Raw genomic sequence first — 20,038 nt, 5'->3', positions numbered from 1 at the left:
TTACACACGATAACTGGTCCTTATATTTCTCGCTGAAACGATACCGCCCTTAAAAAGGACGGCATAGCTGTTTCCACTTGTTGGCTTCGGAGAAATTGAAGGGATATGCGGTGACTTTATTTTTTTCTCTTGCAGGAAATGGAAGTTTTCTCGCGAACAAGTAAGTATACCGGATAGAGATCCGCAAGATAACCCCACCAAGTGGGGCTGTAGCGTAGGTGATAACTCAGGTACTTTGCGGGGACCCCAAAACACATAAATTCTTATCGATCAGGAAAGGAAGGAATAAGTGTGCACTCCACTGAATTCAGTAAAATCTGGCATAAGATACTCAAGGACTATAAGCTACATATGGACAGCAAGCTTGCCCCTACACTGACGGATGCCCAGCTTACCGTGCTGGAATTGCTGCAGGAACGTGACGCGATGAAGCCTTCTGATTTGGCTCCTCATCTGGCGACCAGCCCGGCGGCTGTCACGATGCTGCTTGACCGGATGGAGAAGCACAATCTGATTGTCCGCGAACGCGATGCTTCCGACCGCAGAATCGTCTGGGTGAGCATCACCGAGACAGGCAAGCAGGAGACTCAGCGCGGACTGAAGATCCGCAGTGACTTTTTTGCCGAAGCCCTTGATCCGATCTCCTCGCATAACCAGCAGCTGCTGCTCTATCTCATGGGGAAGATGGCCGTAAACCCGGCAGCGGAGGAAGCCTCTTCAGTCCAGTCCTTATAAGACTCATAATGAATTTAAGCCAGAACCTTATTGTTTTTTCGCATCAAAAAAAGCAGGCCGTCCGTTATAGGACAGCCTGCTTTTGAACTTTGGCGGGCCATAGATTCCAGGGATAATCCCGGGGAGGCAGTGAGAGAAGCTCGACCTCTTCTTTGGTGACCGGATGCGGGATGCGGGTGAGGGCCGACCAGAGGGCAATCTGCTGCCCCGGCCGGTTCACGGCGGCTCCGTATTTCTGGTCGCCATAGAGCGGACAGCCGACATCGCTGAGCTGAACGCGGATCTGGTGCGAGCGGCCGGTCAGCAGCTCAATCTTCACCAGGGAATAACCCTCTTCGCTGCCGATGACCGTATAATCGAGAATGGCGTCCTTGCCGCCCGGCGTTCCCCGCCGGACGACCCGGACGGTATTGCTCTTAGGGTCCTTCAGCAGCGTATGCTCCAGGCGCGCCTCTGAGCCCGGCAGCTGGCCATGAATGACGGCCAGATAGACCTTCTGGAAGGCATGGGTGCGGACGCTCTCGGACAGCCGGGAGGCGGCCTTCGACGTCTTGGCGAAGATCATCGCTCCGCCGACGGGGCGGTCCAGCCGGTGAACCAGGCCCATGAATACATTCCCGGGCTTGGCATACCGTTCCTTCACGTCTTCCTTCAGGAGGGTCAGCAGATCCTTGTCGCCCGTAGCATCCTCCTGAACGGGAATATTCACCGGCTTCACGATACCCAGCAGGTGGTTATCCTCATACAGAATCTCGAACCGGGACTGCCCGCTGCCGGGTTGTCCGGCAGCTCCGTGATGCTGATCGGCCATAGCTTACGCCTCCCAGCGGCCCAGAATCCCGCAGGGCAGATTCATGCCGGAGGCTGTAATCGGCAGGCCGATCTCACCGGAGTTCAGCTTGCCGCCATAACGCTTACCCATGGTCATCGCCAGCATATTGCGCAGTACAGTAGGCGAGATCCCGGTCGTGTAGGAGTTAATGAGCATGAACAACGGACGTTCGCTCATAATCTGCATACAGCTCTCCAAGAACGGATAGAGGCTGGATTCCAGCTTCCACATCTCACCGCCCGGCCCTCTTCCGTAGGAGGGAGGGTCCATAATAATGGCATCGTATTTGCTGCCGCGGCGCTGTTCACGCTGGACGAACTTGAACACATCGTCCGTAATGAAGCGGACCGGCTTGTCAGCCAGACCGGACAAGGCGACGTTCTCCTTGGCCCACTGCACCATGCCCTTGGCGGCATCGACATGCACGACAGAAGCTCCGGCGCTTGCCGCCGCCACCGTTGCACCGCCGGTATAGGCGAACAAGTTAAGCACGGAGATCGGCCGGTTTGCAGCGGCGATCTTGTCCATCATCCAGCGCCAGTTGGCCGCCTGCTCCGGGAACAGCCCGGTGTGCTTAAAGTTGGTCGGGCGGAGGTGGAATTTCAGCTTGCCGTAGCTGATTTTCCAGTCTTCCGGGATGGCCTTCTTCATCTCCCATTGTCCGCCTCCGGCAGAGCTGCGGTGATAATGCCCGTGCACATCGCGCCATTTGGCGCTCTCTGAGGCCAGCGGCCAGATGATCTGCGGGTCCGGACGGCGCAGCACAATGTCCCCCCAGCGCTCCAGCTTCTCCCCGCCCCCGGTATCCAGCACTTCATAGTCCTTCCAGTCAGTCGCTATATACATCATTGATCCATCCTTCAAAAAGTCATTTAGCCTATATTGTACAACATTTCCGGCTGCTCCTACAAACAAAATGGCTGTAAAGCAGCAACTATTCTAAGTCTATCCAAGCAGCGGGCAGAACATCATCCCTATTGGCACTTCCTGCAGGGATTGTGTATGATCAGAATACTATTGTTCACCAAGTGATGAGGGAGGGGGATGGCTATGTACAACCTGTCGGAGCTGTATTATCCGATTACGGCTAACCCTGCCGGGGGCGGAGAATATCTGCCTTGCAGGCCGCTCCTGCCGTATATCCGCTGCTTCTGGGAATCCGCGGCTGCGGCACAGCCCCGGAAGCAGCAGACTGAGACGATCATTCCCGACACCTGTATGGACATTATATGGGAATGGGACGGGGAGAACGGAGAGGCGAACGGAATTTTTTGCGGCATCAACGATACGTCCTTTGAAGCCGGACAGACAGTACAGCCCGCTTCCCGGCAGCGGTTCGCCATCCGCTTTCATTTCTGGGCGGTGCATCTGTTCGCGGACGAGCCCATGACAGATGTGCTGAATGTTCATGTTCCGGTGGAGCATTATTTCCACACCTTCCGCCGGGAGCTGGGAGAACGGCTGCAGCATGCCGGGACGATGGCTGAGCGCATTGCGGCGGCTGAAGTCTTCCTGCTGCGGAGATTGGAGCGGGCAGGCCGCAGCAGCGACGGGATGATGAATGCGGTGCATAGACTGCTTCAGTCCAAGGGAAGGGTAAGCTCAGGGATGCTGGAGGACAGCACTGGCATCAGCAGCCGCCAGCTGGAACGGCTGTTCCGCCGCCATATCGGCCTTCCGCCCAAGAAGGTGGCCGACCTGATCCGCTTCCAGAATGTCTGGCTGGATCTGTACCGTTCCCCCCGGCGGCCGGGAGTGATGCAGGATATGGTGTACGCTTACGGCTACAGCCACCAGTCACATTTAATCAACAATTTCAAGAAATTCGCGGGCAGGACGCCGCTGGAGGCGCTGGTGAAGGCCCGGAGCTGAAGTGTCGTTTTTTTGCAATACAAGCCTGACCGCCCCACGTACAATGAGTATAGACAGGCTGATGACGGCCTGCTTAACCTATTACATGCCATGAAGGGAAGGATAATATTATGATTACATCGTTTGACGGCATTAATCTGTACAGCAAGAATCCGGCGGCCTTGGCCGCTTTCTATTCGGAGGTACTCGGCATCCCGGTTCCCTTTGAGGGCTACGGGGAGCACGACGGGGCAAAAATTGCCTTCGAACGTACCCAGCCGGGGATTATCATCTGGAATGCCGCCAAGTGGGAGAACCTGACGACCGGGACGGTGAACCTGGTATTCTCCTGCAGCAGCCTGGATGAGACGTACGAGCAGTTGAAGGCCAGAGGCCTGGATTGTCAGCCCCCGTCAACGATGGAGTACGGCGGTAAAGAAATGAACTTCCGTGACCCGGATGGCAACGGCATCACCTTGCTCGAAGGCGGATACTGATTGTCTGCCCGCCACAAACCTAATCGCACAGCGGCAGCTCTGGAAGGTCAATGGACTCTCCGGACTGCCGTTGTTTGTGTTGCGGGGAGGACGGTATACCAACGGGTTAAGAAGATAAACAGCTATAAATATTGACAATGATAATCATTATCAAATAGAATGAGGGTAGCAATGCTCTGCTTGTGCTTCATAAATCAGTTGACGGGCAGCGGCCGGAGGCCCAAGAGTTCATACTGTGACCGTAAAGCTTACGGCTCCGGCAGCGTTCAAGTTAAATAGACTATATGATTTACCATGGGAGGATAGAGTGATGGCCAAGGTGTTAGTGGCATATGCCAGCTTGACAGGCAATACGGAGGAGATCGCTGAATTGATTGTAGAGGGCATCCGCGAGGCAGGGGGAGAGGCCGTGCTGAAATCGGTCACGGACTGCAATGCCGAGGAGATGAAGGACTACGCGGCGGTCCTCCTGGGCGCCTATACCTGGGGCGACGGGGAGCTGCCGGATGAATTCCTCGATTTCTATGAGGAGATGGATGAGCTGGACCTGAGCAGCTGCAAGGCGGCAGCCTTCGGAAGCGGGGACACCGGGTATCAGATCTACTGCGGGGCGGTAGACGAGATTGAGAAAAAGCTGAAGGAGCGCGGGGCTGAGATCGTTCAGGCCAGCCTGAAGATTGAGTACGGGCCGAATGCCGCCGAGAAGGAGGACTGCCGGAACTTCGGCCGCCAGTTCATCGGAGCCTGCGCGGCGGTATCCTGACGATGGGCGCGTCGGCTGGGGTCATGACAGGAAGCAAGCCTGCCGGCGGGATGAACGCGTACAGGCGGCTTGATGATTACCGCATGGAGCATATTATGCTGGGCGGAGCTCAGGTGGCCGGCAGCGGACCGGCTACCGGGCTTCCACGCTGGAGGCAGCAGGTCCAGTATGCGGTTGGACACACGCTGAACGACTTCTACGGTCTGCCGCCCGAGGTGCGCCGGGAGACTCCGGTACAGTTCCTGCTGGAGCGCCGCTGGCCGCCGAAGGGCAATGCTTTTCCTTCGCTGATGCAGTACTGGGATGTGAAGCAGGCGGTTGCCGATGAATTGATGCGGATTGTTGCCGTTAATCATACCGGAGAGCTTCCGGTGATGCGCTATGAGCAGTGGCATGTGAAGGTTCCTGAGCTGTCGGTTGAGCTGGCGGTGATTTTCCAGCTGGCCTGGAGCCCGCAGCAGAAGGGGCGGAGCCTGAATATCCAGAAATTCATGGTGCAAGGCAGCGACGAAGTCATTACCGGATTCATGCATATGGCGAATGTCTTCTCTCACATGGCTTATGGAGAACCGGCGGACACCATCGAGATCTATTCGCTGCTGGACGGGCGCAGGCACAGGGTGGAGGGTGCGGATCTGCCGCTGCAGGAATCACTTGATTATGTGCAGCTGTTGTCGGTGTTCCTGGAACGGGAGGCCGGGGCACAAGGCTGCCCGTGCTGCGGCGGCGGCAAGAACGAGCGGGACGATTCTGTTCTGCGGGGATACGGGCTGATGTAGCCCGGTTCTACATACAATAAGCATCTCCTCCACAGCCGCGCGGCCGGGAAGAGATGCTTATTATTGTTGTTCCTGATTATTATTCTAGTTCAGCCGGTATTCATAATAATCCTGCTGGTTAAGAACGACGAAGCCGCAGCTCTCATAGAGCCTGAGCGCATTCGGATTGTCCAGCGCAACCTCCAGATTCACGCCGTTATGATGGTGCTGCTCCCGTTCAATGGTCTGCATCAGCGCACTCCGGCCGATCCCAAGCCCCCGCAGCTTCTTGTCTACGACGAATCCGTAGATCCAGGTCTCGTTGTCCTCAGACCACAGCCGAAGCTTGCCGGCCGGCTGTCCGTCCAGCTCAATGATAATATGCTCCTCGGAGCCATCCTGCTCCTGCTGTCCGTACATTTCGGCGGCCTCTTCCTTAGTCATCTGAAATCCGTCACAGTCCAAGGTGATGAGCAGGGGGATCTCCTCAGGGCGTGACGGCCGGAGCGTAACAAGGCCGGCGGCCGAACTGGCTTCTGCGGCTGCCAGGCTCCCGCCTGCCCCGTCCCACTTCATCTGATATTCCGCCTGGCTGAATGCCACTGGCAGAGTCTTCAGAAAAGCGTTGCCGGAGGCTGAGCCTGCAGGAGTGTTCAGCAGCAGTGTCTTCACTGTTCCCTTCCGGATGATGGCCTCTGCCTGCTTCCAAAGAGCGCTGAAGATTCCCCGGCGGCGGTAGCCCGGCCGGACCATGCCGCATACCTCCATTTTATTCCCGAAGCTATACATTCCGATGAATCCCACCAGCATGTCCTCTTCATAAGTCACCAGGTATTGCGTACTGCCTGTCTTGCCGGGTTGCCGGAGCATATCCCAGTTCAGCTTCAGGGTGATGCCCTCATATTGCTCGCAGCGCTGCTGCAGCTCTTCAATCTGGTTCAGTGTATCTGTCTTCGTCAAACGGTCTTCCTCCTATTTGAGCACATCCTTATACTCAGCGTGCTTCTCGAATTGATGTGCCGCATACGGGCACTCCGGTACAATCTTGATCTTCTGCTCACGGGCCAGGTCAACGACCGCCCGCACGAGCTTCTCTCCAGCCCCCTGGCCGCGCAGCTCCTCCGAGACAAAGGTATGGTCAATCACCAGATTCCCTGTGTTCTCTTCGGTTCTGTATGTAATCTCGGCCAGGTCCTTTACGTCACCAGCGATATAGAAACGTCCTTTTCCCTTTGTAATTTTATCCATCTTATACCCTCACTCCATTCCGGTGTAGTGCCTCTATTTTACTACCCTGTCCGGCAAAAAGCGAGAAAGCGAAAAACGCCATTTTCCTGCACGATATGGATATATCTTGAATGGCACCCTATTTTGACTTACCTCTTTCCTGGTGCTATACTGATTCCAAAGCAGGCAGATATGGTTAATAAGAGACTGATTAGACTTAAGAGATCTAATTGGTCTTTGTTTTTTTGCAGCAATGCTGACACTACTTGGCCTGTGCCCGCGGGGCGGCTTGCCTGCTTCCCCGGATCAAAAGGTGCAGTGCTAAAAAACTATTAGGAGGAAATATCATGAATACCACAGTACGCTTGACAGAAAGATCCGGCTCGGCTTCTTCCCAGCGCCGCCAAGGTTTCGTACCGGTCGTTGTCTACGGTGCAGGTTCAGATACCCAGTCCTTTTCAGCAGATGCCAAAACCTTAAATGAGATTCTCAGCAAAAATCCGCGTGCCATCCTGAAGGTGGAATTACCGGGCGCAGGCGCCAAGAATGCCGTAATTCACGAATACCAGCGCCAGCCGTTGTCCCGTACACTGCTGCATGTAGATTTTCAGCAGATTGATATGAAGTCGGAGCTTGACACCAAGGTTGCGTTCCATTTCACCGGCGATCCGGTGGGAGTGAAGAGCGGCGGTGTCCAGCAGGTTGAGCTGTACGAGCTGGATATCCGTACCCTGCCGGACAAGCTGGAGCCAACGTTTGAAGTGGATATCAGCGGACTGGATATCGGCGATCAGTTGCTTGTATCCGATCTGCCGAAGCATGAAGGCTGGGAGATCCTGACCCCGGAAGATACGCTGATTGTGCGGATCTCACCTCCGCTTGTCACTGAAGATCCGGCGGCTGAAGAGGCTGCTGCGCCTGCCGCAGATGAAGCAGGCGAAGAAGCTAAGTCCGAAGAGTAAGCTTCAGTTCCCGGGCGGTTCGGGGAGCTATAGTTGTGATGAACCAGGAGCAGACATATCCTTTTAGGGGAATTGTCTGCTCTTTTTGCAGATGAAGACGTCTATGTATGTCATTCAATAATTGAGAGTGTAGGAGTGTGCAATCATGAATCCGAATATCATTAGGCTTGTAAGCGGTTCGAATGCGAAGCTGGATGAGGCGGCCGCACAGGCGACTGTCAAAATATCCTGCAGCTTCTCACCGGCAGTTCTGGACATCAGCTGCTTCATGGTCGGGGAGAACGGAAAAGTGGCGTCTGATGATTTTTTTGTGTTCTATAATCAGACCTCCGATCCCGGGCGGATGGTTGTATTCAATCCGATCGACAAAACTAGCGGAGAATTTGTGATCGATCTGCATGCGCTGCAGAAATCAGGCGTTGAGAAATGTGTCTTCGCGGCAACGCTGGACGGCCCCGGAACCTTCGCTGACGTCAGGGGCGCAAAAATCAGCGCCGCCGGCAACGGGACGGAGCTGGTCTATGAGATCAGCGAAGCCAATGCCGAGACCTCGCTGGTGCTGGCCGAGCTGTACCGTCACGGCGGGGGCTTCAAGCTGAGAGCGGTCGGCCGGGGCTTCCATGGCGGATTGAAGCCGCTGGCAGAGGCCCACGGGGTTGAGGTGGAGGATGAGGAAGGAGCAGCGGCGGAGCCTGCGGCGGGGCATAGGGAAGCTGCTGCTGCTGTCAGCGGTGCTTCTGCAGAGACTGTACATAATACTGCGCCAAAGCCGGCTCTGAACCTGACGAAGATTGATCTGCTGAAGCAGAAGGTTAGCATTTCGCTGCGCAAGAAGAACCTGGACCAGGAGAAGGCGAGGGTGGCAGTGGTGTTCGATGCGTCCGGCTCGATGGCCGGGCTGTATGCGAAGGGAGTCGTGCAGCGGGCTTTTGAACGGGTGCTGGCGGTGGCGGCCAGCATGGACGATGACGGAGAGATGGATGTCTGGTTCTTCGCCACCAAGTGCAAGCGGATGCCGAGTGTAAATGAACACGGGTATGAGGATTATGTGAAGAACACCTACCCGGGACCCAAGATGTTCGGCGGGCTGGGGATCGGGAACAATGAGCCTGTGGTGATGAAGGATCTGATCAAGAAATATACGAAAGAGGAGCCGGGGCCTTTGCCGGTATATGTCGTCTTCTTCAGCGACGGCGGCATCTATGAAACGCCCAAAATCTCGAAGCTGCTGGTCGAAAGCTCGAAGCATAATATCTTCTGGCAGTTTGTCGGCATCGGCAACGCGGATTACGGCGTCCTGCGCCAGCTTGACGATCTGCAGGGACGCGTAGTGGATAATGCCGACTTCTTCGCGCTCGACGATCTGGATGCGGTCAGTGACGAGGAGCTTTACGACCGTCTGTTCAACGAATATCCCAAGTGGCTGCGCGAAGCCCGGCAAAAAGGCATTGTACGTTCTTAGCATAGAGCCGGCTGCACTGTTAATGCAGCCGTGATACCTTGAACCGCAGCACGGTTCTCAGCTTCTCCGGCTTGGCGCGCCGGGCATCCGAGAGATAGATCTCGCGGTGAAGCTTCGATTCCCGCCGCAGTCCCTGTCCGGCACAGAACTGTTCCATTCTGGCGAAGCTGGCCGGTTCCTCGTCGTAGGGGCCGGTATGCAGCATCTGTACACTGAGGCCGTCTTCCACTATGCCGAAGACGGCTTTTTCCAATAGCGGATGCGGCTTGTTGGCCTTGACCTGCCGGATAATTCCGTCTGCAAGCTCCGGAGTGACGAATTCCGGCTGCCGGATCATGATGGTGTATACCAGCTCGTCCTTGTCCAGAGCAGCTTGGCGGCGCCCCGCTTCACTGAGGTCCCATATGCCTTCCAGAGGGTAGATCGTGTAATCGTAGTACCCCTCAGGGGCCGGACCTTTCCTCGGCAGCATCTTGATCGCATAGGACAACGAATACAGCACACCAACTGCCTCCTTAAAAGCATCCGCATTCGGATTACCCTCCCCGTGCAGCATGAAATAAGGTAAGGCCGGAACCTCAATTAGCGCCGGTTGGGCGGCAGGGAGGTAGAGGGCTTTGTCATGCTTTTTCCACTCCACTTTCAATTAAGTTCACCTCAGTCATAGGATTCTCTCTTTCTTCTCCAGATTACCATGCCAACCGGACAGGTGTATGTCATGTTCGCAGCGGGCCGGGTAGCAACATTACAGGGGGGATATGGAAAACCGAATACAATGGGTAAGCGCAGGGGTGTGCCTGGGTGAAATGTAATCGAAAAACCGATCACATTCGGTGCAGCGGAGGCGGGCGGGGGCGCGTAGGGCTTCTTCCTTATTTTCACAATAAACAAATTCTGGTATTCTATCAATATATTGAAACGCTTCCATGAAGAGGAGATGTCCGGTGCCATGTCTGGAAAAAAGCAGGCAGATGATCCGCCGTCAAGTCCGCCGCCGAAGGTGAAAGCTGTGCGCACAGCACTGGTAATCTATTTGTGGATCGGTACTATTCTGCTGCTGCTGATTGCCGGTTGTGCTTCGTATGCCTCATCTGATCCGAACCGGTCAGGCAGAATCAGCACCGGGATGACCATCCTGTTAGCGCTGCTTGCCCCTCTGCTCGCCCTCGGGTTCGCGGCCCTGCTGGCCCGGCTGCTCTGGAGGCGGCTGTATGCTCCGCTGCTCATTCAAATCCAGCGGTTGAAGGAACAGGTGAGCGGATTGATGGAGACGGCAGCCGCAAGCGAGAAACAGATAAGCCGTCTGGAGGCAGAGAAGCTGCGCAGCCAGATTAACCCGCATTTTCTGCATAATACACTCAATACGGTTCAATGGCTGGCCCGGCTGAACGGGCAGCAGGAAATCGACAGGCTGGTTACTCTGCTGGTGAAGGTGCTGCACTATAATCTCGGCAAACAGAGCATGATCGTGACGATCGGAGAGGAGATTGAGTCGGTCCGCAATTATATGGAGCTGCAGCGTATCCGTTACGATTATGAATTCGAGCTGAATGTGGAGGCTGAAGCTGAAGTACTGTCCGCAGCGGTTCCCAGGTTCGTCCTCCAGCCGCTGGTGGAGAATTCAATCTATCACGGGGCGGGCGGAGGCGGCAAAGTTGATGTCATAGTCGCCAGGCAGGGTGCGGATGAGATACGGCTCATGGTCAAGGACAACGGGACGGGCATGGATCAGGCGCAGATGGATGAGTTACTGGCTGGGGAAGCGGCGCGCGGCCGGGGGCTTGGCATCGGGCTGACTTATGTGCTGCGGGTGCTGCGGATGTGTTACGGCGAACGGATGAGCCTGGAGATTCACACCGGGGAGAGCGGAACAACGGTATCAATCCTGATTCCCATCACAAGCAGGGGGGATTACGATGATTAGAGCTGTGGTTGTAGACGACGAACGGCTGGTTCGCAGGGGCTTCATCTCGCTGCTGGACTGGCCGTCCTTCGGGGTGGTCATCACCGGCGAGGCGGCCGACGGCAGGGCGGCCCTGGAGCTGCTCGGCAGGCAGGAGACTGACCTGCTGTTCGCGGATCTCACGATGCCGGGGATGACCGGGTTCGAGCTGATCCGCGAGGTACGTCTGCGCTATCCCCGGGTAAGCTGCGCGGTGCTGACCTGCCACCATGAATTCGAGTATGTGCAGGAGGCGCTGCGGCTGGGTGCAGTTGATTATATTGTCAAAACCCTGCTGGAAGCAGACAACGCCGCAGCGGTCATCCGCAGGCTGGTGGACCGGGTCCGGCTGGAGAGCGGGCAGAGAAGCGCACTGGCAGGCAGGGAGCGGGAACGGATGGCAGCTGACCAGACGCTGGTCTATGTGCCGCTAAGGTTGGAGATGAAGGAGCAGTGCTATATGCTGCCTTCGGTACAGAGCTATCCGCTGCTGCGTGTACAAGATATGTGGCTGGCTCCGCTCCCGGATGGCAATGAAGCAGCGGCCATCCATACAGCACTTACGGACAGGCTCGGGCCTGGCTGGACAACAGCACTGCTGACCGGAGTGCGCGGCCAGGCGCTGAAGGAGATCGGCGCTGTACTGGGACGGACGGTCCGGCAGGCGCTGTTCTATGCATCAAGCGCAGATGAGCTCCCGAGGCTGGCATACAGTAAATTGCAGGCATTGGCGGCACTGTCCCACCCGGCTTCAGGCGGGGCCGGGGTGCTGGCTGCCGCGCAGGATCTCCGCTGGACACTGGAGCAGGCGGAGTGGGAGCGCCTCACCGCTGCCGTGTTGTCCCAGCAGCCGTGCCAGGAGGCGGTGGCCGCCTTCGGGCTGGAGCTGCTGCACAGCTGGCGCAACCTGCTGCTGAGCCCTGCGGAGGCGCAGCAGCTGGAGCAGGAGGCGGGAGGCAACCGGAGCTGGAGCCATTGGAGCAGCTGGCTGCGCCGCTTCTCCGACCTTGTTCAGCGCCGGATGCTTGCGCTCGGGTTGAACCGGGAGATCATGCTCTGTCTCATCCGTGCAGTGCGCTACATGAGAAGCCATGCCGGGGAGAAAATTAATCAGGGCCAGGTTGCCGCAGCCGTTCATCTGAGCCGCGGCTATTTCAGCAGGTGCTTCGCCCGCTTTGCCGGGGAGTCCTTCGGGGAGAGCCTGCGCGGAATGCGGCTGGCCCAGGCCAAGTCTCTTCTGCTGCACACCCATGCTCCGCTGAGCGAGATCGCTGCGATGTCCGGCTTCGAGGATGAGCGATACTTCCGCAGGCTGTTCCAGGCGCATACAGGCAAGCTGCCGAGCGAATACCGCGCAGAGGGAACGGGCAGCTTGAGTTCTTGCTCGTCCTCCGGGGTGGAAGCATCGAATGATCAGGCTTCTCTTAATGCCCTGCAGTCAGATCTGGCCGTTCAGCCGCTCTGAATTAAGTGTGACCTTATGGAGCAGGGTAATCAGCGTATCCAGCTCTTCTCCGGTCAGACCTGCGCTCAGCTGGCGGTTGAATTCGTCCAGCAGCGACTGGAGAACGGGCGCGAATTCAAGCGCCTGGGCCGTGGGATACAGCAGGGAGGAACGGCGGTCGCCGGGATCGGTCCGGCGTTCGATGTAACCGGAGGCCTCCAGCAGCTTGACGGAGCGGGCCGTTGTAGCCTTATCGCATTTAATGTGGCTGGTCATCTGATCCTGGGTAATCCCCGGATGGTTCAGCACCAGCTTGAGGAAGCTGTGCTGGCCGCCGCTGCCCATGCCGTAGGGGGCCAGCTCTTTGGCCAGCGCTTTCTGATTCTGGCGGAACAGATGGGAGATCAGCTTGCCGATCGGTTCATGATGTGAAGTCACAGGCGGACACCTCGCTCTAGATAATAACGGAAGCTGCTCACTGAACTACCGTCTTGCTCAAAGCTTACCGCAATATTGTTGCGCACGCAACTAATATGCTGTACACTGGATAGTGTTGATTCGTTGCGTGCGCAACTATATTGAATTTGAGACTAGAGGGTGTATGCAGATGAGCAGCTTAGAGGCAACCTACCAGGAGGATGCAGGGATACAGCAGAAGCGCTGGATGATCCTGATCGTTCTCAATTTGTTTACTTTCATGTCCACCCTGGACGGAAGCATTGTGAATATTGCCCTACCTGTGCTGGTGAGGGAGCTGGGCCTGCCGGTAGCGCAGGTGGAATGGGTAACCACCGGTTATCTGATGGCGATCTGTGCGGTGATCCTGTTCTTCGGGAAGCTCGGCGACATTGCCGGGAAGATCCGGATATTCAAGCTGGGCATGGTGGTCTTCACTATCGGCTCCCTGCTCTGCGGGTTAAGCCACAGCCTGCCGCTGCTGATTGCTTCCCGGGTGATCCAGGCTATAGGCGCTTCGATGACGATGGCCAACAGTCAGGGGATTGTTACCGATATTTTCCCGTCCACTGAACGGGGCAAGGCGCTGGGCCTGATCGGAACCTTCGTCTCCCTCGGGAGTATCGCAGGTCCCAGTCTTGGCGGAATCATTGTCTCATCGCTGGGCTGGGAATATATCTTCTTCGTGAATGTTCCGATTGGCATCCTGGCCATCGTTCTGGGCTGGAAGGTGCTTCCTAAGGATTTGGTCCGGGTAAAAGCAAAGCTTGACCTGCCCGGCAGCGGGCTGTTCGCTGTCTTTATTGTTACGTTGTTCGCCGGACTGCTGCTCGGCCAGCAGCTCGGGTATGGCGATCAGCGGATTCTGGCTTCGCTGGTTGTTGCGGCAGTTGTTTTTGCCGCTTTTCTGATCGTAGAGCTCCGCCGCCGGGAACCGCTGCTTCAGCTCACCTTGTTCAAGAATCCCTTGTTCTCTCTGAGCATCTTCTGCGCCTTCCTCGTGTTCGTCTCGAACTTCTGCTTCAATATTATCGCCCCGTTCTATGCGCAGAACATGCTGAACCTGTCACCGTTCGATGCGGGCTTCCTGCTGATGCTCTATCCGATCTGTATGGTCGTGATTGCCCCGCTCAGCGGAGCGTTGTCTGACAAGATCGGCTCCGAGCTGCTGACCTTCGCAGGGCTGCTTGTCATGGTCGCAGCACAGTTCGGGCTGGCCCGGCTGCATGAAGGCAGTCCGGTGCTGCTGGTCGGCACCTGGATCGCCATGCTCGGCATCGGCAGCGGGATGTTCGGTTCGCCGAACAACTCGCTGATTATGTCGACCGTGCCACGCACTCAGCTCGGGTCAGCGGGAAGCGTCAATTCGCTGGTGCGCAATGTGGGCATGGTGGTCGGCATCACCGTGGCCACCACTATCCTGTTCCATGTGATGAGCAGCAAGGCGGGCTACCGGGTGACCGGACTGGTGGAGGGACGGCCGGAGCTGTTCCTCTCAGGGATGCATGTGGTCTTCATGACCTCCTCCGGCATCTGCCTGCTGTCGGCGCTGCTCACCGGCTGGAGGCTGTTCAACTCGCGCAGGGCCAAGAGCCTAAGCGTATAAGTACAGCGATTATCATCAGAATCGGGAGTGCATTTTTATGACTTCCGGTTTTTTATAGTGATTCTGTCACAAACAAGCGCCCCATCTTGTCTACAGGAGTGAAGACCATAAATGGAGGCGTTGTTGAGATGAGTCTAAGAATGAATTATCGTGAGGTTAACGGGCCGGCGTTCCGGGCCATGATGGCACTGGAGCAGCACGCAGGCAGCCGCAGCAAGGATAAAGTACTGTATGAGCTGGTCAAAATCCGGGTCTCACAGATCAACGGCTGTGCCTTCTGTCTGGATATGCATGCCAAGGACCTGATGAAGCTGGGGAACTATGCCGAGCATATTCTGCTGCTCAGTGTCTGGCGGGAAGCGCCGTTGTTCAGTGAGAAGGAGCGGGTGCTCTTGGAATTCGCCGAGCATGTCACTCTGATTAGCCAGGCTGGCGTTCCGCTGGAGCTGTATCACAAGATGCTTAAGCATTTTACCGAAGAGGAAGTAGTGGACTGGATTATGGCGGTTAATACGATCAACAGCTGGAACCGGATTGCAATTACGACGGGTATGTTCCCGGGGTGCTTCAGTTAAGGCAGGAGAGACGCAAGAAGTATAGAAGGAGGCCTGCGGGCAGTGGACAGACGCGATAGCGGCACAATCAAAATTCCCGCTGATCCGCCAGCTGCGGACAACACAGGGATCGAGGAGCTGTATCAGACCTATAAAGGATATGCCTTCTCTATTGCTTACCGGATGTTAGGCACGGCGGCGGATGCGGAGGACGTTGTACAGGACACCTTCGCAGAGCTGCAGCTCCGCGGCCGGGACGGAATCCAGCATGTCCGGGCGTATATCGCCAAAGGGGTAACCAACCGCTGCCTCAATCTGCTCAATACGGCCCGCAGCCGCAGGGAGACGTATATCGGGGAATGGCTGCCGGAACCGGTAAGCCGCGAATATGAGGGACCGGAGGCGGCAGCGGAGCGCAGAGACAGCCTGTCGTATGCGTTCCTGGTTCTGATGGAGCGGCTGGCTCCGGCCGAGCGTGCTGTATTCGTCCTGCGGGAGGCCTTCCAGTATGACTATGCAGCGATAGCGGAAATGACCGGCAAGACGGAGAGCAACTGCCGCCAGCTCTATAGCCGGGCAAAGCGCGTCCTCCAGGGCGAGCGGTCTTCCCGCCGGGCCTCGGGGAACGCCCCCGTGTCCAGGCAGCTGCTGACCCGCTTCACGGCGGCCTTCACGGCCTATGATGTGGACGGTATGCTGAAGCTGCTTGGCGATCATCCGGTGCTTGTGGCCGACGGCGGCGGCCGGGAGGTGCATACGATTCTCCGGCCGATGACGGGCCGCAAGGGAGTGACAGCGCTGCTGACCTCACGCCGGGTAATGCATTATCTTCACGAATGGGAGCATACCGCCGGGCTGGTGAATGGGGGACCTGCCCTGATCTTCACCTGTCAGGGTGAGGTTAAGGCGGTGCTTCTGCTGAGCCCGGACGGCAGCGGGGAGCAGATAGAGCAGCTCTATCTGATGATGGACCCTGCCAAGCTGACCCGTATCGCTCTGCCGCCGGATCATCCGGTACAGCCGGCGCTGCCGGAGGAATGATTATAGGCATGACCAAAAGACACGTTGCCATCCCGAAGGGGGAGACAACGTGTCTTCTTGGTTGATAGGGTTGATATGAAGAATACAACTCACACCATTTTCGCGATGGAAGTCTTCAGCTCCATTGAATTTCAGGGATAGTTGTAGAATGTACACTTAAAAACAGCGAAAATTCACACATGTCACGTTTAAGTGTAGTGTGTACAACTAAATCTGCCTAAAAGTGTGAGTAGAAAGAAAAAAACGAACTATACATGTGCGATATACAACTAAACGCAGAAAGGGTTGAAAATTAGAAGCTATAGATGTACAGAATGCAATTAACTCTGCACACTCGCCTAGTTCTTGAAGCTGTGAATCGGCGCCGGAATCCGTCCGCCGCGGTTGATGAAGCCGGCGCAATTGAACGGGTTGACCGCCATGACCGGCGCATAGCCGAGCAGGCCGCCGAATTCCACCATCTCGCCAACGTCCTTGCCGATGACCGGGATCACGCGGATGGCGGTGGTCTTGTTGTTGACCATGCCGATGGCCGCTTCATCGGCGATGATGCCGGACAGGGTCTCCTTGCTGGTGCTGCCCGGGATGGCAATCATATCGAGGCCAACCGAGCAGACGCAGGTCATCGCTTCCAGCTTCTCCAGGGTCAGTGCCCCGCGCTGGACGGCCTGGATCATGCCGTGGTCTTCGCTGACCGGGATGAACGCTCCGCTTAAGCCGCCGACATAGGAGGAGGCCATGACCCCGCCTTTTTTGACATTGTCGTTAAGGATCGCCAGCGCTGCCGTGGTTCCAGGCGCTCCGGCTTCCTCCAGGCCCATAACCTGGAAGATCTCCGCGATGGAATCGCCGATCTCAGGTGTGGGGGCCAGCGACAGGTCGATAATGCCGAATGGCACGTTCAGCCGCTTCGAGGCCTCCTGGGCCACGAGCTGACCGACCCGGGTCACCTTGAAGGCCGTCCGCTTGATTGTCTCGCACAGCGTCTCGAAATCCTGCCCCTTCACTTCCTCCAGCGCCCGTTTGATGACGCCGGGCCCGCTAACGCCCACGTTGATGACGCATTCCCGCTCCCCAACACCATGGAAGGCCCCGGCCATGAACGGGTTGTCCTCTACGGCATTGCAGAAGACGACCAGCTTGGCGCAGCCGATGGAATCGCGGTCCTTCGTGCGCTCGGCGGTCTGGAGAATGATGTCGCCCATCAGCTTCACGGCGTCCATGTTGATGCCGCTGCGCGAGGAGCCGACATTGACGGAGGAGCAGACTCTTTCAGTAACGGCCAGCGCTTCCGGGATGCTGTCGATCAGAATCCGGTCGCCTGTAGTGCAGCCCTTCTGCACCAGCGCAGAATAGCCGCCGATGAAGTTGACGCCGACCTCCTTGGCCGCCTTGTCCAGCGCCTGGGCGACAGGCACATACGTGTCGGTATGCACGGCACCCGCAGCAATCGAGATCGGCGTAACGGAGATCCGCTTGTTGACAATCGGCACGCCGAACTGGCGCTCCAGGTCTTCGCCCGTCTTGACTAATTTCTCGGCGGAACGGGTTATTTTGTCATACACCTTCTGGTTGAAAATCTTCATATCCGCATGGGCGCAGTCCATCAGGCTGATTCCCATCGTAATGGTGCGGACATCCAGGTTCATCTCCCGGATCATTTTGTTGGTCTCCTGAACTTCTACAAGTGAGATCACTCTGGTCTCCCCCTCTCTCGGCCGGCTAGATCCGGTGCATAATGTTGAAAATATCTTCGTGCTGCAGCTTGATCTCCACGCCGATGTCCTTGCCTACCTGCTGAAGATCCTCAACAATCTCCTCGAAGGACTTGGTAGGGGCGGAGATGTCCACAATCATCATCATGTTGAAGTAATCCTGCACAATCGTCTGCGAAATATCCAGGATGTTCAGATTGTTCTCTGCGAGGTATGTACATACTTTGGCGATGATACCTACTTTGTCTTTTCCCAGTACAGTAATAATCCCCTTCACTTATAAAGCCTCCCGTTCCGTTATATGCTCTGTATTCTTCGCTCACTGCCGCTTTAACGGAATGAACGATTTCAATTATTATGTCAAATGCAGGGCCGGTTATCAACCAAAGCTTTTGTGTCAGTCCGGACACAGATTTGAGCTTGTTTTTGAGGGAGTATATAATATTGTTGACATCATGTGTAAAATATGATTTATTGGAGTTTTAAAGCATACGGCGTGAATTAAGGAGCTATTATGACAACGAGAAAATATAAAGAGCTGGTTCAAGAGCGCACCCGGGAAACACTGCAGAAATGGTCTGAACAGCCGGAGGTCAAGGAGAAGGATATTTACCGTTTTCTGCATAATCTGAAGGGCACCTCCGGCACTGTAGGTCTTGAAGCGGTGGAGATCTTCTCCGGCAATGCGCTGCTCTATTTCTCGGAAGATCAACAGCGGAGCTGGACGGAAGCCGAGTGGGGGGATTATTTGTATCCTCTGCTGGGCTTATTTGACGAGCCTGCAAGGAAGGGTGCGTTCCCTCCGGCTGCTCCTGGAAGCGCACTGTCTCCCGGCATGATAGAGCAACAGTATGAGATTCTGATCATTGATGATGATGTGGAACTGGTTGCCTATCTGCGGGAGGCTTTGGAACGGAGCGCTTATTATGTAAGCATCGCCTTGTCTGCCAGCCGCGGGCTTAAGCTGTTCTATGAGAACAAGCCGGATCTGATTCTGCTCGACATCATGCTGCCTGACCGCAGCGGGATCGATGTGCTGCACCAGATTATCGGCAAGGCCAAAAAGGAGCGGATTCCGATCCTGATCATCAGCGGTGAACACTCCAGGGAGGTACAGAAGCACGCGTATTCGCTTGGGGTGATGGATTACATCCTGAAGCCGGTGGATATCGATCTGTTCCTGGCTCTGATCAAGAACCGGTTCGAGCTGAAGCAGGAGTGGCAGGATTCAATTATTGTCGATGAGCTGACCGGTGCATTCAACCGCAAATATTTCAATCAGACGATGAAGCAGCTGATCTCAGATTACAGGCGCACCGGCCGGATCTTCTCGCTTGCGCTGCTGGATCTGGATTATTTCAAGCATGTCAATGACACATACGGCCATCTGACGGGAGATGAGGTGCTGCAGTCCTTCTCGGAGCTGGTCAGGCAGTCGATCCGCACCGAGGACACCTTCTGCCGGTATGGCGGCGAGGAGTTCGCCCTGTTCATGCCGAATACCCCGGCCGGGCAGGCGCTGCTGGTGATGGAGCGGATTCAGGACAGCTTCGCAGCCAGGGAATTCCGGGCAAGGCGCGACAGCTTCCTGGTGACCTTCTCCTGCGGGGTTACCGAGATCAGCGGCGAGGAGCAGGATGCGGACCTGCTGGTCGGGGAAGCGGACCAGGCACTCTACTACAGCAAGTCTAACGGAAGAAACCAGACTACTGTATATTCCGGGGAGACCATGCAGGGTCAGAGGGACACGCAGCTTAACGTCATCATTGTGGATGATGATCCGCTGATCCGTAGGATTATCACTGGCAATCTGTCTTTTTGGGAGCCGGAGAATATCGCCGGAATCCAAGTGAACAGCTATGCGGACGGCGCACAGTTCCTGAAATCGGACTGGTATATTCCCGAGGAGAAGTACATCATTCTGCTGGACGGGGTCATGCCGGATCTCGACGGGCTTGAGGTGCTGGAGAAGCTGCGTGCGGGCTATCCTGAGGCCGATATACTGGTTGTTATGCTGACTGGCCGCAATGACCAGCGCGATATCATTCATGCCCTGCAGATGGGGGCGGACGATTATGTCATTAAGCCGTTCCATCTGCCGGAGCTGCTGAGCCGGATCGAGCGGCTGGCCCACAGATTCCTGTTCTGAAGCAAGTGCATCCCGGAAGGGATAGTGAAAGGTGAGATTGTGCA

21 protein-coding genes are annotated in these 20,038 nt (G+C 56.3%); 13 read left to right on the top strand and 8 right to left on the bottom strand.

Translation table 11 applies throughout. From position 1 onward, the window contains the following. Positions 1–291: 291 nt before the first annotated feature. Entirely contained in the window at positions 292–735 is a 444-nt protein-coding gene (locus MHI24_RS04500; RefSeq protein ID WP_340024370.1) for a MarR family transcriptional regulator, read from the top strand. Positions 736–799: 64 nt separating this feature from the next. Here the strand turns inward: MHI24_RS04500 and MHI24_RS04495 are convergent, their stop codons facing one another. Then, complete coding sequence (locus tag MHI24_RS04495; protein ID WP_340024369.1) at positions 800–1,546, bottom strand: RluA family pseudouridine synthase; 747 nt, start codon at positions 1,544–1,546, stop codon at positions 800–802. Between the two features lie 3 nt (positions 1,547–1,549). Then, positions 1,550–2,413 carry a class I SAM-dependent methyltransferase gene (locus MHI24_RS04490; RefSeq protein ID WP_340026600.1) on the bottom strand — a complete coding sequence of 288 codons (864 nt, stop codon included), beginning with the start codon at positions 2,411–2,413 and terminating at the stop codon, positions 1,550–1,552. A gap of 204 nt (positions 2,414–2,617) precedes the next feature. On the opposite strand from MHI24_RS04490, the gene MHI24_RS04485 reads away from it, so the two are divergent. The 4 genes from MHI24_RS04485 (at position 2,618) to MHI24_RS04470 (ending at position 5,457) form a co-directional block, all read left to right on the top strand. Beyond that, the gene (locus MHI24_RS04485) at positions 2,618–3,439 is read left to right on the top strand and encodes a helix-turn-helix domain-containing protein (protein WP_340024368.1); all 822 of its coding nucleotides are present in this window, start codon (positions 2,618–2,620) and stop codon (positions 3,437–3,439) included. A 110-nt stretch (positions 3,440–3,549) separates the two neighbouring features. Continuing rightward, positions 3,550–3,915, top strand: coding sequence for a VOC family protein (locus MHI24_RS04480; RefSeq protein ID WP_340024367.1), 366 nt, complete (start codon positions 3,550–3,552; stop codon positions 3,913–3,915). Between the two features lie 310 nt (positions 3,916–4,225). Next, positions 4,226–4,678, top strand: coding sequence for a flavodoxin (locus MHI24_RS04475; RefSeq protein WP_340024366.1), 453 nt, complete (start codon positions 4,226–4,228; stop codon positions 4,676–4,678). 2 nt (positions 4,679–4,680) lie between these two features. Beyond that, positions 4,681–5,457 carry a hypothetical protein gene (locus MHI24_RS04470; protein ID WP_340024365.1) on the top strand — a complete coding sequence of 259 codons (777 nt, stop codon included), beginning with the start codon at positions 4,681–4,683 and terminating at the stop codon, positions 5,455–5,457. 84 nt (positions 5,458–5,541) lie between these two features. On the opposite strand, the gene MHI24_RS04465 is transcribed toward MHI24_RS04470, so the two are convergent. Continuing rightward, positions 5,542–6,396 (bottom strand): GNAT family N-acetyltransferase, encoded by an 855-nt coding sequence (locus tag MHI24_RS04465; protein ID WP_340024364.1) that lies wholly within the window; start codon positions 6,394–6,396, stop codon positions 5,542–5,544. A gap of 12 nt (positions 6,397–6,408) precedes the next feature. Next, positions 6,409–6,684 (bottom strand): GNAT family N-acetyltransferase, encoded by a 276-nt coding sequence (locus MHI24_RS04460; protein ID WP_340024362.1) that lies wholly within the window; start codon positions 6,682–6,684, stop codon positions 6,409–6,411. A 326-nt stretch (positions 6,685–7,010) separates the two neighbouring features. Between MHI24_RS04460 and MHI24_RS04455 the strand changes: the two genes are divergently transcribed. After that, entirely contained in the window at positions 7,011–7,625 is a 615-nt protein-coding gene (locus MHI24_RS04455; protein ID WP_340024361.1) for a 50S ribosomal protein L25, read from the top strand. Positions 7,626–7,770: 145 nt separating this feature from the next. Beyond that, the gene (locus tag MHI24_RS04450) at positions 7,771–9,087 is read left to right on the top strand and encodes a VWA domain-containing protein (protein WP_340024360.1); all 1,317 of its coding nucleotides are present in this window, start codon (positions 7,771–7,773) and stop codon (positions 9,085–9,087) included. 19 nt (positions 9,088–9,106) lie between these two features. On the opposite strand, the gene MHI24_RS04445 is transcribed toward MHI24_RS04450, so the two are convergent. After that, entirely contained in the window at positions 9,107–9,727 is a 621-nt protein-coding gene (locus MHI24_RS04445) for a GyrI-like domain-containing protein (protein ID WP_340026599.1), read from the bottom strand. 309 nt (positions 9,728–10,036) lie between these two features. Here MHI24_RS04445 and MHI24_RS04440 point away from each other — a divergent pair, with 309 nt between their 5' ends. Together MHI24_RS04440 and MHI24_RS04435 are read left to right on the top strand one after the other, a co-directional pair. Further along, the gene (locus MHI24_RS04440) at positions 10,037–11,011 is read left to right on the top strand and encodes a histidine kinase (protein WP_340024359.1); all 975 of its coding nucleotides are present in this window, start codon (positions 10,037–10,039) and stop codon (positions 11,009–11,011) included. Continuing rightward, complete coding sequence (locus tag MHI24_RS04435) at positions 11,004–12,494, top strand: response regulator (protein WP_340024358.1); 1,491 nt, start codon at positions 11,004–11,006, stop codon at positions 12,492–12,494. Before MHI24_RS04440 ends, MHI24_RS04435 begins: the two co-directional genes overlap by 8 nt. On the opposite strand, the gene MHI24_RS04430 is transcribed toward MHI24_RS04435, so the two are convergent. After that, positions 12,468–12,911 carry a MarR family transcriptional regulator gene (locus MHI24_RS04430; RefSeq protein ID WP_340024357.1) on the bottom strand — a complete coding sequence of 148 codons (444 nt, stop codon included), beginning with the start codon at positions 12,909–12,911 and terminating at the stop codon, positions 12,468–12,470. The genes MHI24_RS04435 and MHI24_RS04430 overlap by 27 nt on opposite strands. Before the next feature lie 169 nt (positions 12,912–13,080). Between MHI24_RS04430 and MHI24_RS04425 the strand changes: the two genes are divergently transcribed. The 3 genes from MHI24_RS04425 (at position 13,081) to MHI24_RS04415 (ending at position 16,130) form a co-directional block, all read left to right on the top strand. Continuing rightward, a complete protein-coding gene (locus MHI24_RS04425) occupies positions 13,081–14,535 on the top strand; it encodes an MFS transporter (protein ID WP_340024356.1) in 1,455 nt (484 codons plus the stop codon). Positions 14,536–14,663: 128 nt separating this feature from the next. Continuing rightward, a complete protein-coding gene (locus MHI24_RS04420) occupies positions 14,664–15,110 on the top strand; it encodes a carboxymuconolactone decarboxylase family protein (RefSeq protein ID WP_340024355.1) in 447 nt (148 codons plus the stop codon). Positions 15,111–15,176: 66 nt separating this feature from the next. Next, positions 15,177–16,130 carry a sigma-70 family RNA polymerase sigma factor gene (locus MHI24_RS04415; protein WP_340026598.1) on the top strand — a complete coding sequence of 318 codons (954 nt, stop codon included), beginning with the start codon at positions 15,177–15,179 and terminating at the stop codon, positions 16,128–16,130. A gap of 338 nt (positions 16,131–16,468) precedes the next feature. Here the strand turns inward: MHI24_RS04415 and MHI24_RS04410 are convergent, their stop codons facing one another. Then, positions 16,469–17,824, bottom strand: a complete 1,356-nt coding sequence (locus MHI24_RS04410; protein ID WP_340026597.1) for a PFL family protein — start codon at positions 17,822–17,824, stop codon at positions 16,469–16,471. 28 nt (positions 17,825–17,852) lie between these two features. Continuing rightward, positions 17,853–18,122: an ACT domain-containing protein gene (locus MHI24_RS04405; protein ID WP_238652918.1), complete on the bottom strand. Its 270-nt coding sequence runs from the start codon at positions 18,120–18,122 to the stop codon at positions 17,853–17,855. Positions 18,123–18,359: 237 nt separating this feature from the next. Here MHI24_RS04405 and MHI24_RS04400 point away from each other — a divergent pair, with 237 nt between their 5' ends. Further along, a complete protein-coding gene (locus MHI24_RS04400; protein WP_340024354.1) occupies positions 18,360–19,994 on the top strand; it encodes a diguanylate cyclase in 1,635 nt (544 codons plus the stop codon). Positions 19,995–20,038: the final 44 nt, after the last annotated feature.

Source organism: Paenibacillus sp. FSL K6-1096 (assembly GCF_037977055.1).
Classification (GTDB): Bacteria; Bacillota; Bacilli; order Paenibacillales; family Paenibacillaceae; genus Paenibacillus_AQ.
The sequence above is the reverse complement of the archived record's forward strand: the minus strand, read 5'-3'. Positions and strand labels throughout refer to the sequence as shown.

What these genes read in the sequence shown, in the direction of transcription:
- MHI24_RS04495 (WP_340024369.1), bottom strand. Translation starts at nt 1,546, where the DNA reads ATGGCCGATCAGCATCACGGAGCTGCCGGACAACCCGGCAGCGGGCAG.
- MHI24_RS04490 (WP_340026600.1), bottom strand. Translation starts at nt 2,413, where the DNA reads ATGTATATAGCGACTGACTGGAAGGACTATGAAGTGCTGGATACCGGG.
- MHI24_RS04485 (WP_340024368.1), top strand. Translation starts at nt 2,618, where the DNA reads ATGTACAACCTGTCGGAGCTGTATTATCCGATTACGGCTAACCCTGCC.
- MHI24_RS04480 (WP_340024367.1), top strand. Translation starts at nt 3,550, where the DNA reads ATGATTACATCGTTTGACGGCATTAATCTGTACAGCAAGAATCCGGCG.
- MHI24_RS04475 (WP_340024366.1), top strand. Translation starts at nt 4,226, where the DNA reads ATGGCCAAGGTGTTAGTGGCATATGCCAGCTTGACAGGCAATACGGAG.
- MHI24_RS04470 (WP_340024365.1), top strand. Translation starts at nt 4,681, where the DNA reads ATGGGCGCGTCGGCTGGGGTCATGACAGGAAGCAAGCCTGCCGGCGGG.
- MHI24_RS04460 (WP_340024362.1), bottom strand. Translation starts at nt 6,684, where the DNA reads ATGGATAAAATTACAAAGGGAAAAGGACGTTTCTATATCGCTGGTGAC.
- MHI24_RS04455 (WP_340024361.1), top strand. Translation starts at nt 7,011, where the DNA reads ATGAATACCACAGTACGCTTGACAGAAAGATCCGGCTCGGCTTCTTCC.
- MHI24_RS04450 (WP_340024360.1), top strand. Translation starts at nt 7,771, where the DNA reads ATGAATCCGAATATCATTAGGCTTGTAAGCGGTTCGAATGCGAAGCTG.
- MHI24_RS04440 (WP_340024359.1), top strand. Translation starts at nt 10,037, where the DNA reads ATGTCTGGAAAAAAGCAGGCAGATGATCCGCCGTCAAGTCCGCCGCCG.
- MHI24_RS04435 (WP_340024358.1), top strand. Translation starts at nt 11,004, where the DNA reads ATGATTAGAGCTGTGGTTGTAGACGACGAACGGCTGGTTCGCAGGGGC.
- MHI24_RS04425 (WP_340024356.1), top strand. Translation starts at nt 13,081, where the DNA reads ATGAGCAGCTTAGAGGCAACCTACCAGGAGGATGCAGGGATACAGCAG.
- MHI24_RS04420 (WP_340024355.1), top strand. Translation starts at nt 14,664, where the DNA reads ATGAGTCTAAGAATGAATTATCGTGAGGTTAACGGGCCGGCGTTCCGG.
- MHI24_RS04400 (WP_340024354.1), top strand. Translation starts at nt 18,360, where the DNA reads ATGACAACGAGAAAATATAAAGAGCTGGTTCAAGAGCGCACCCGGGAA.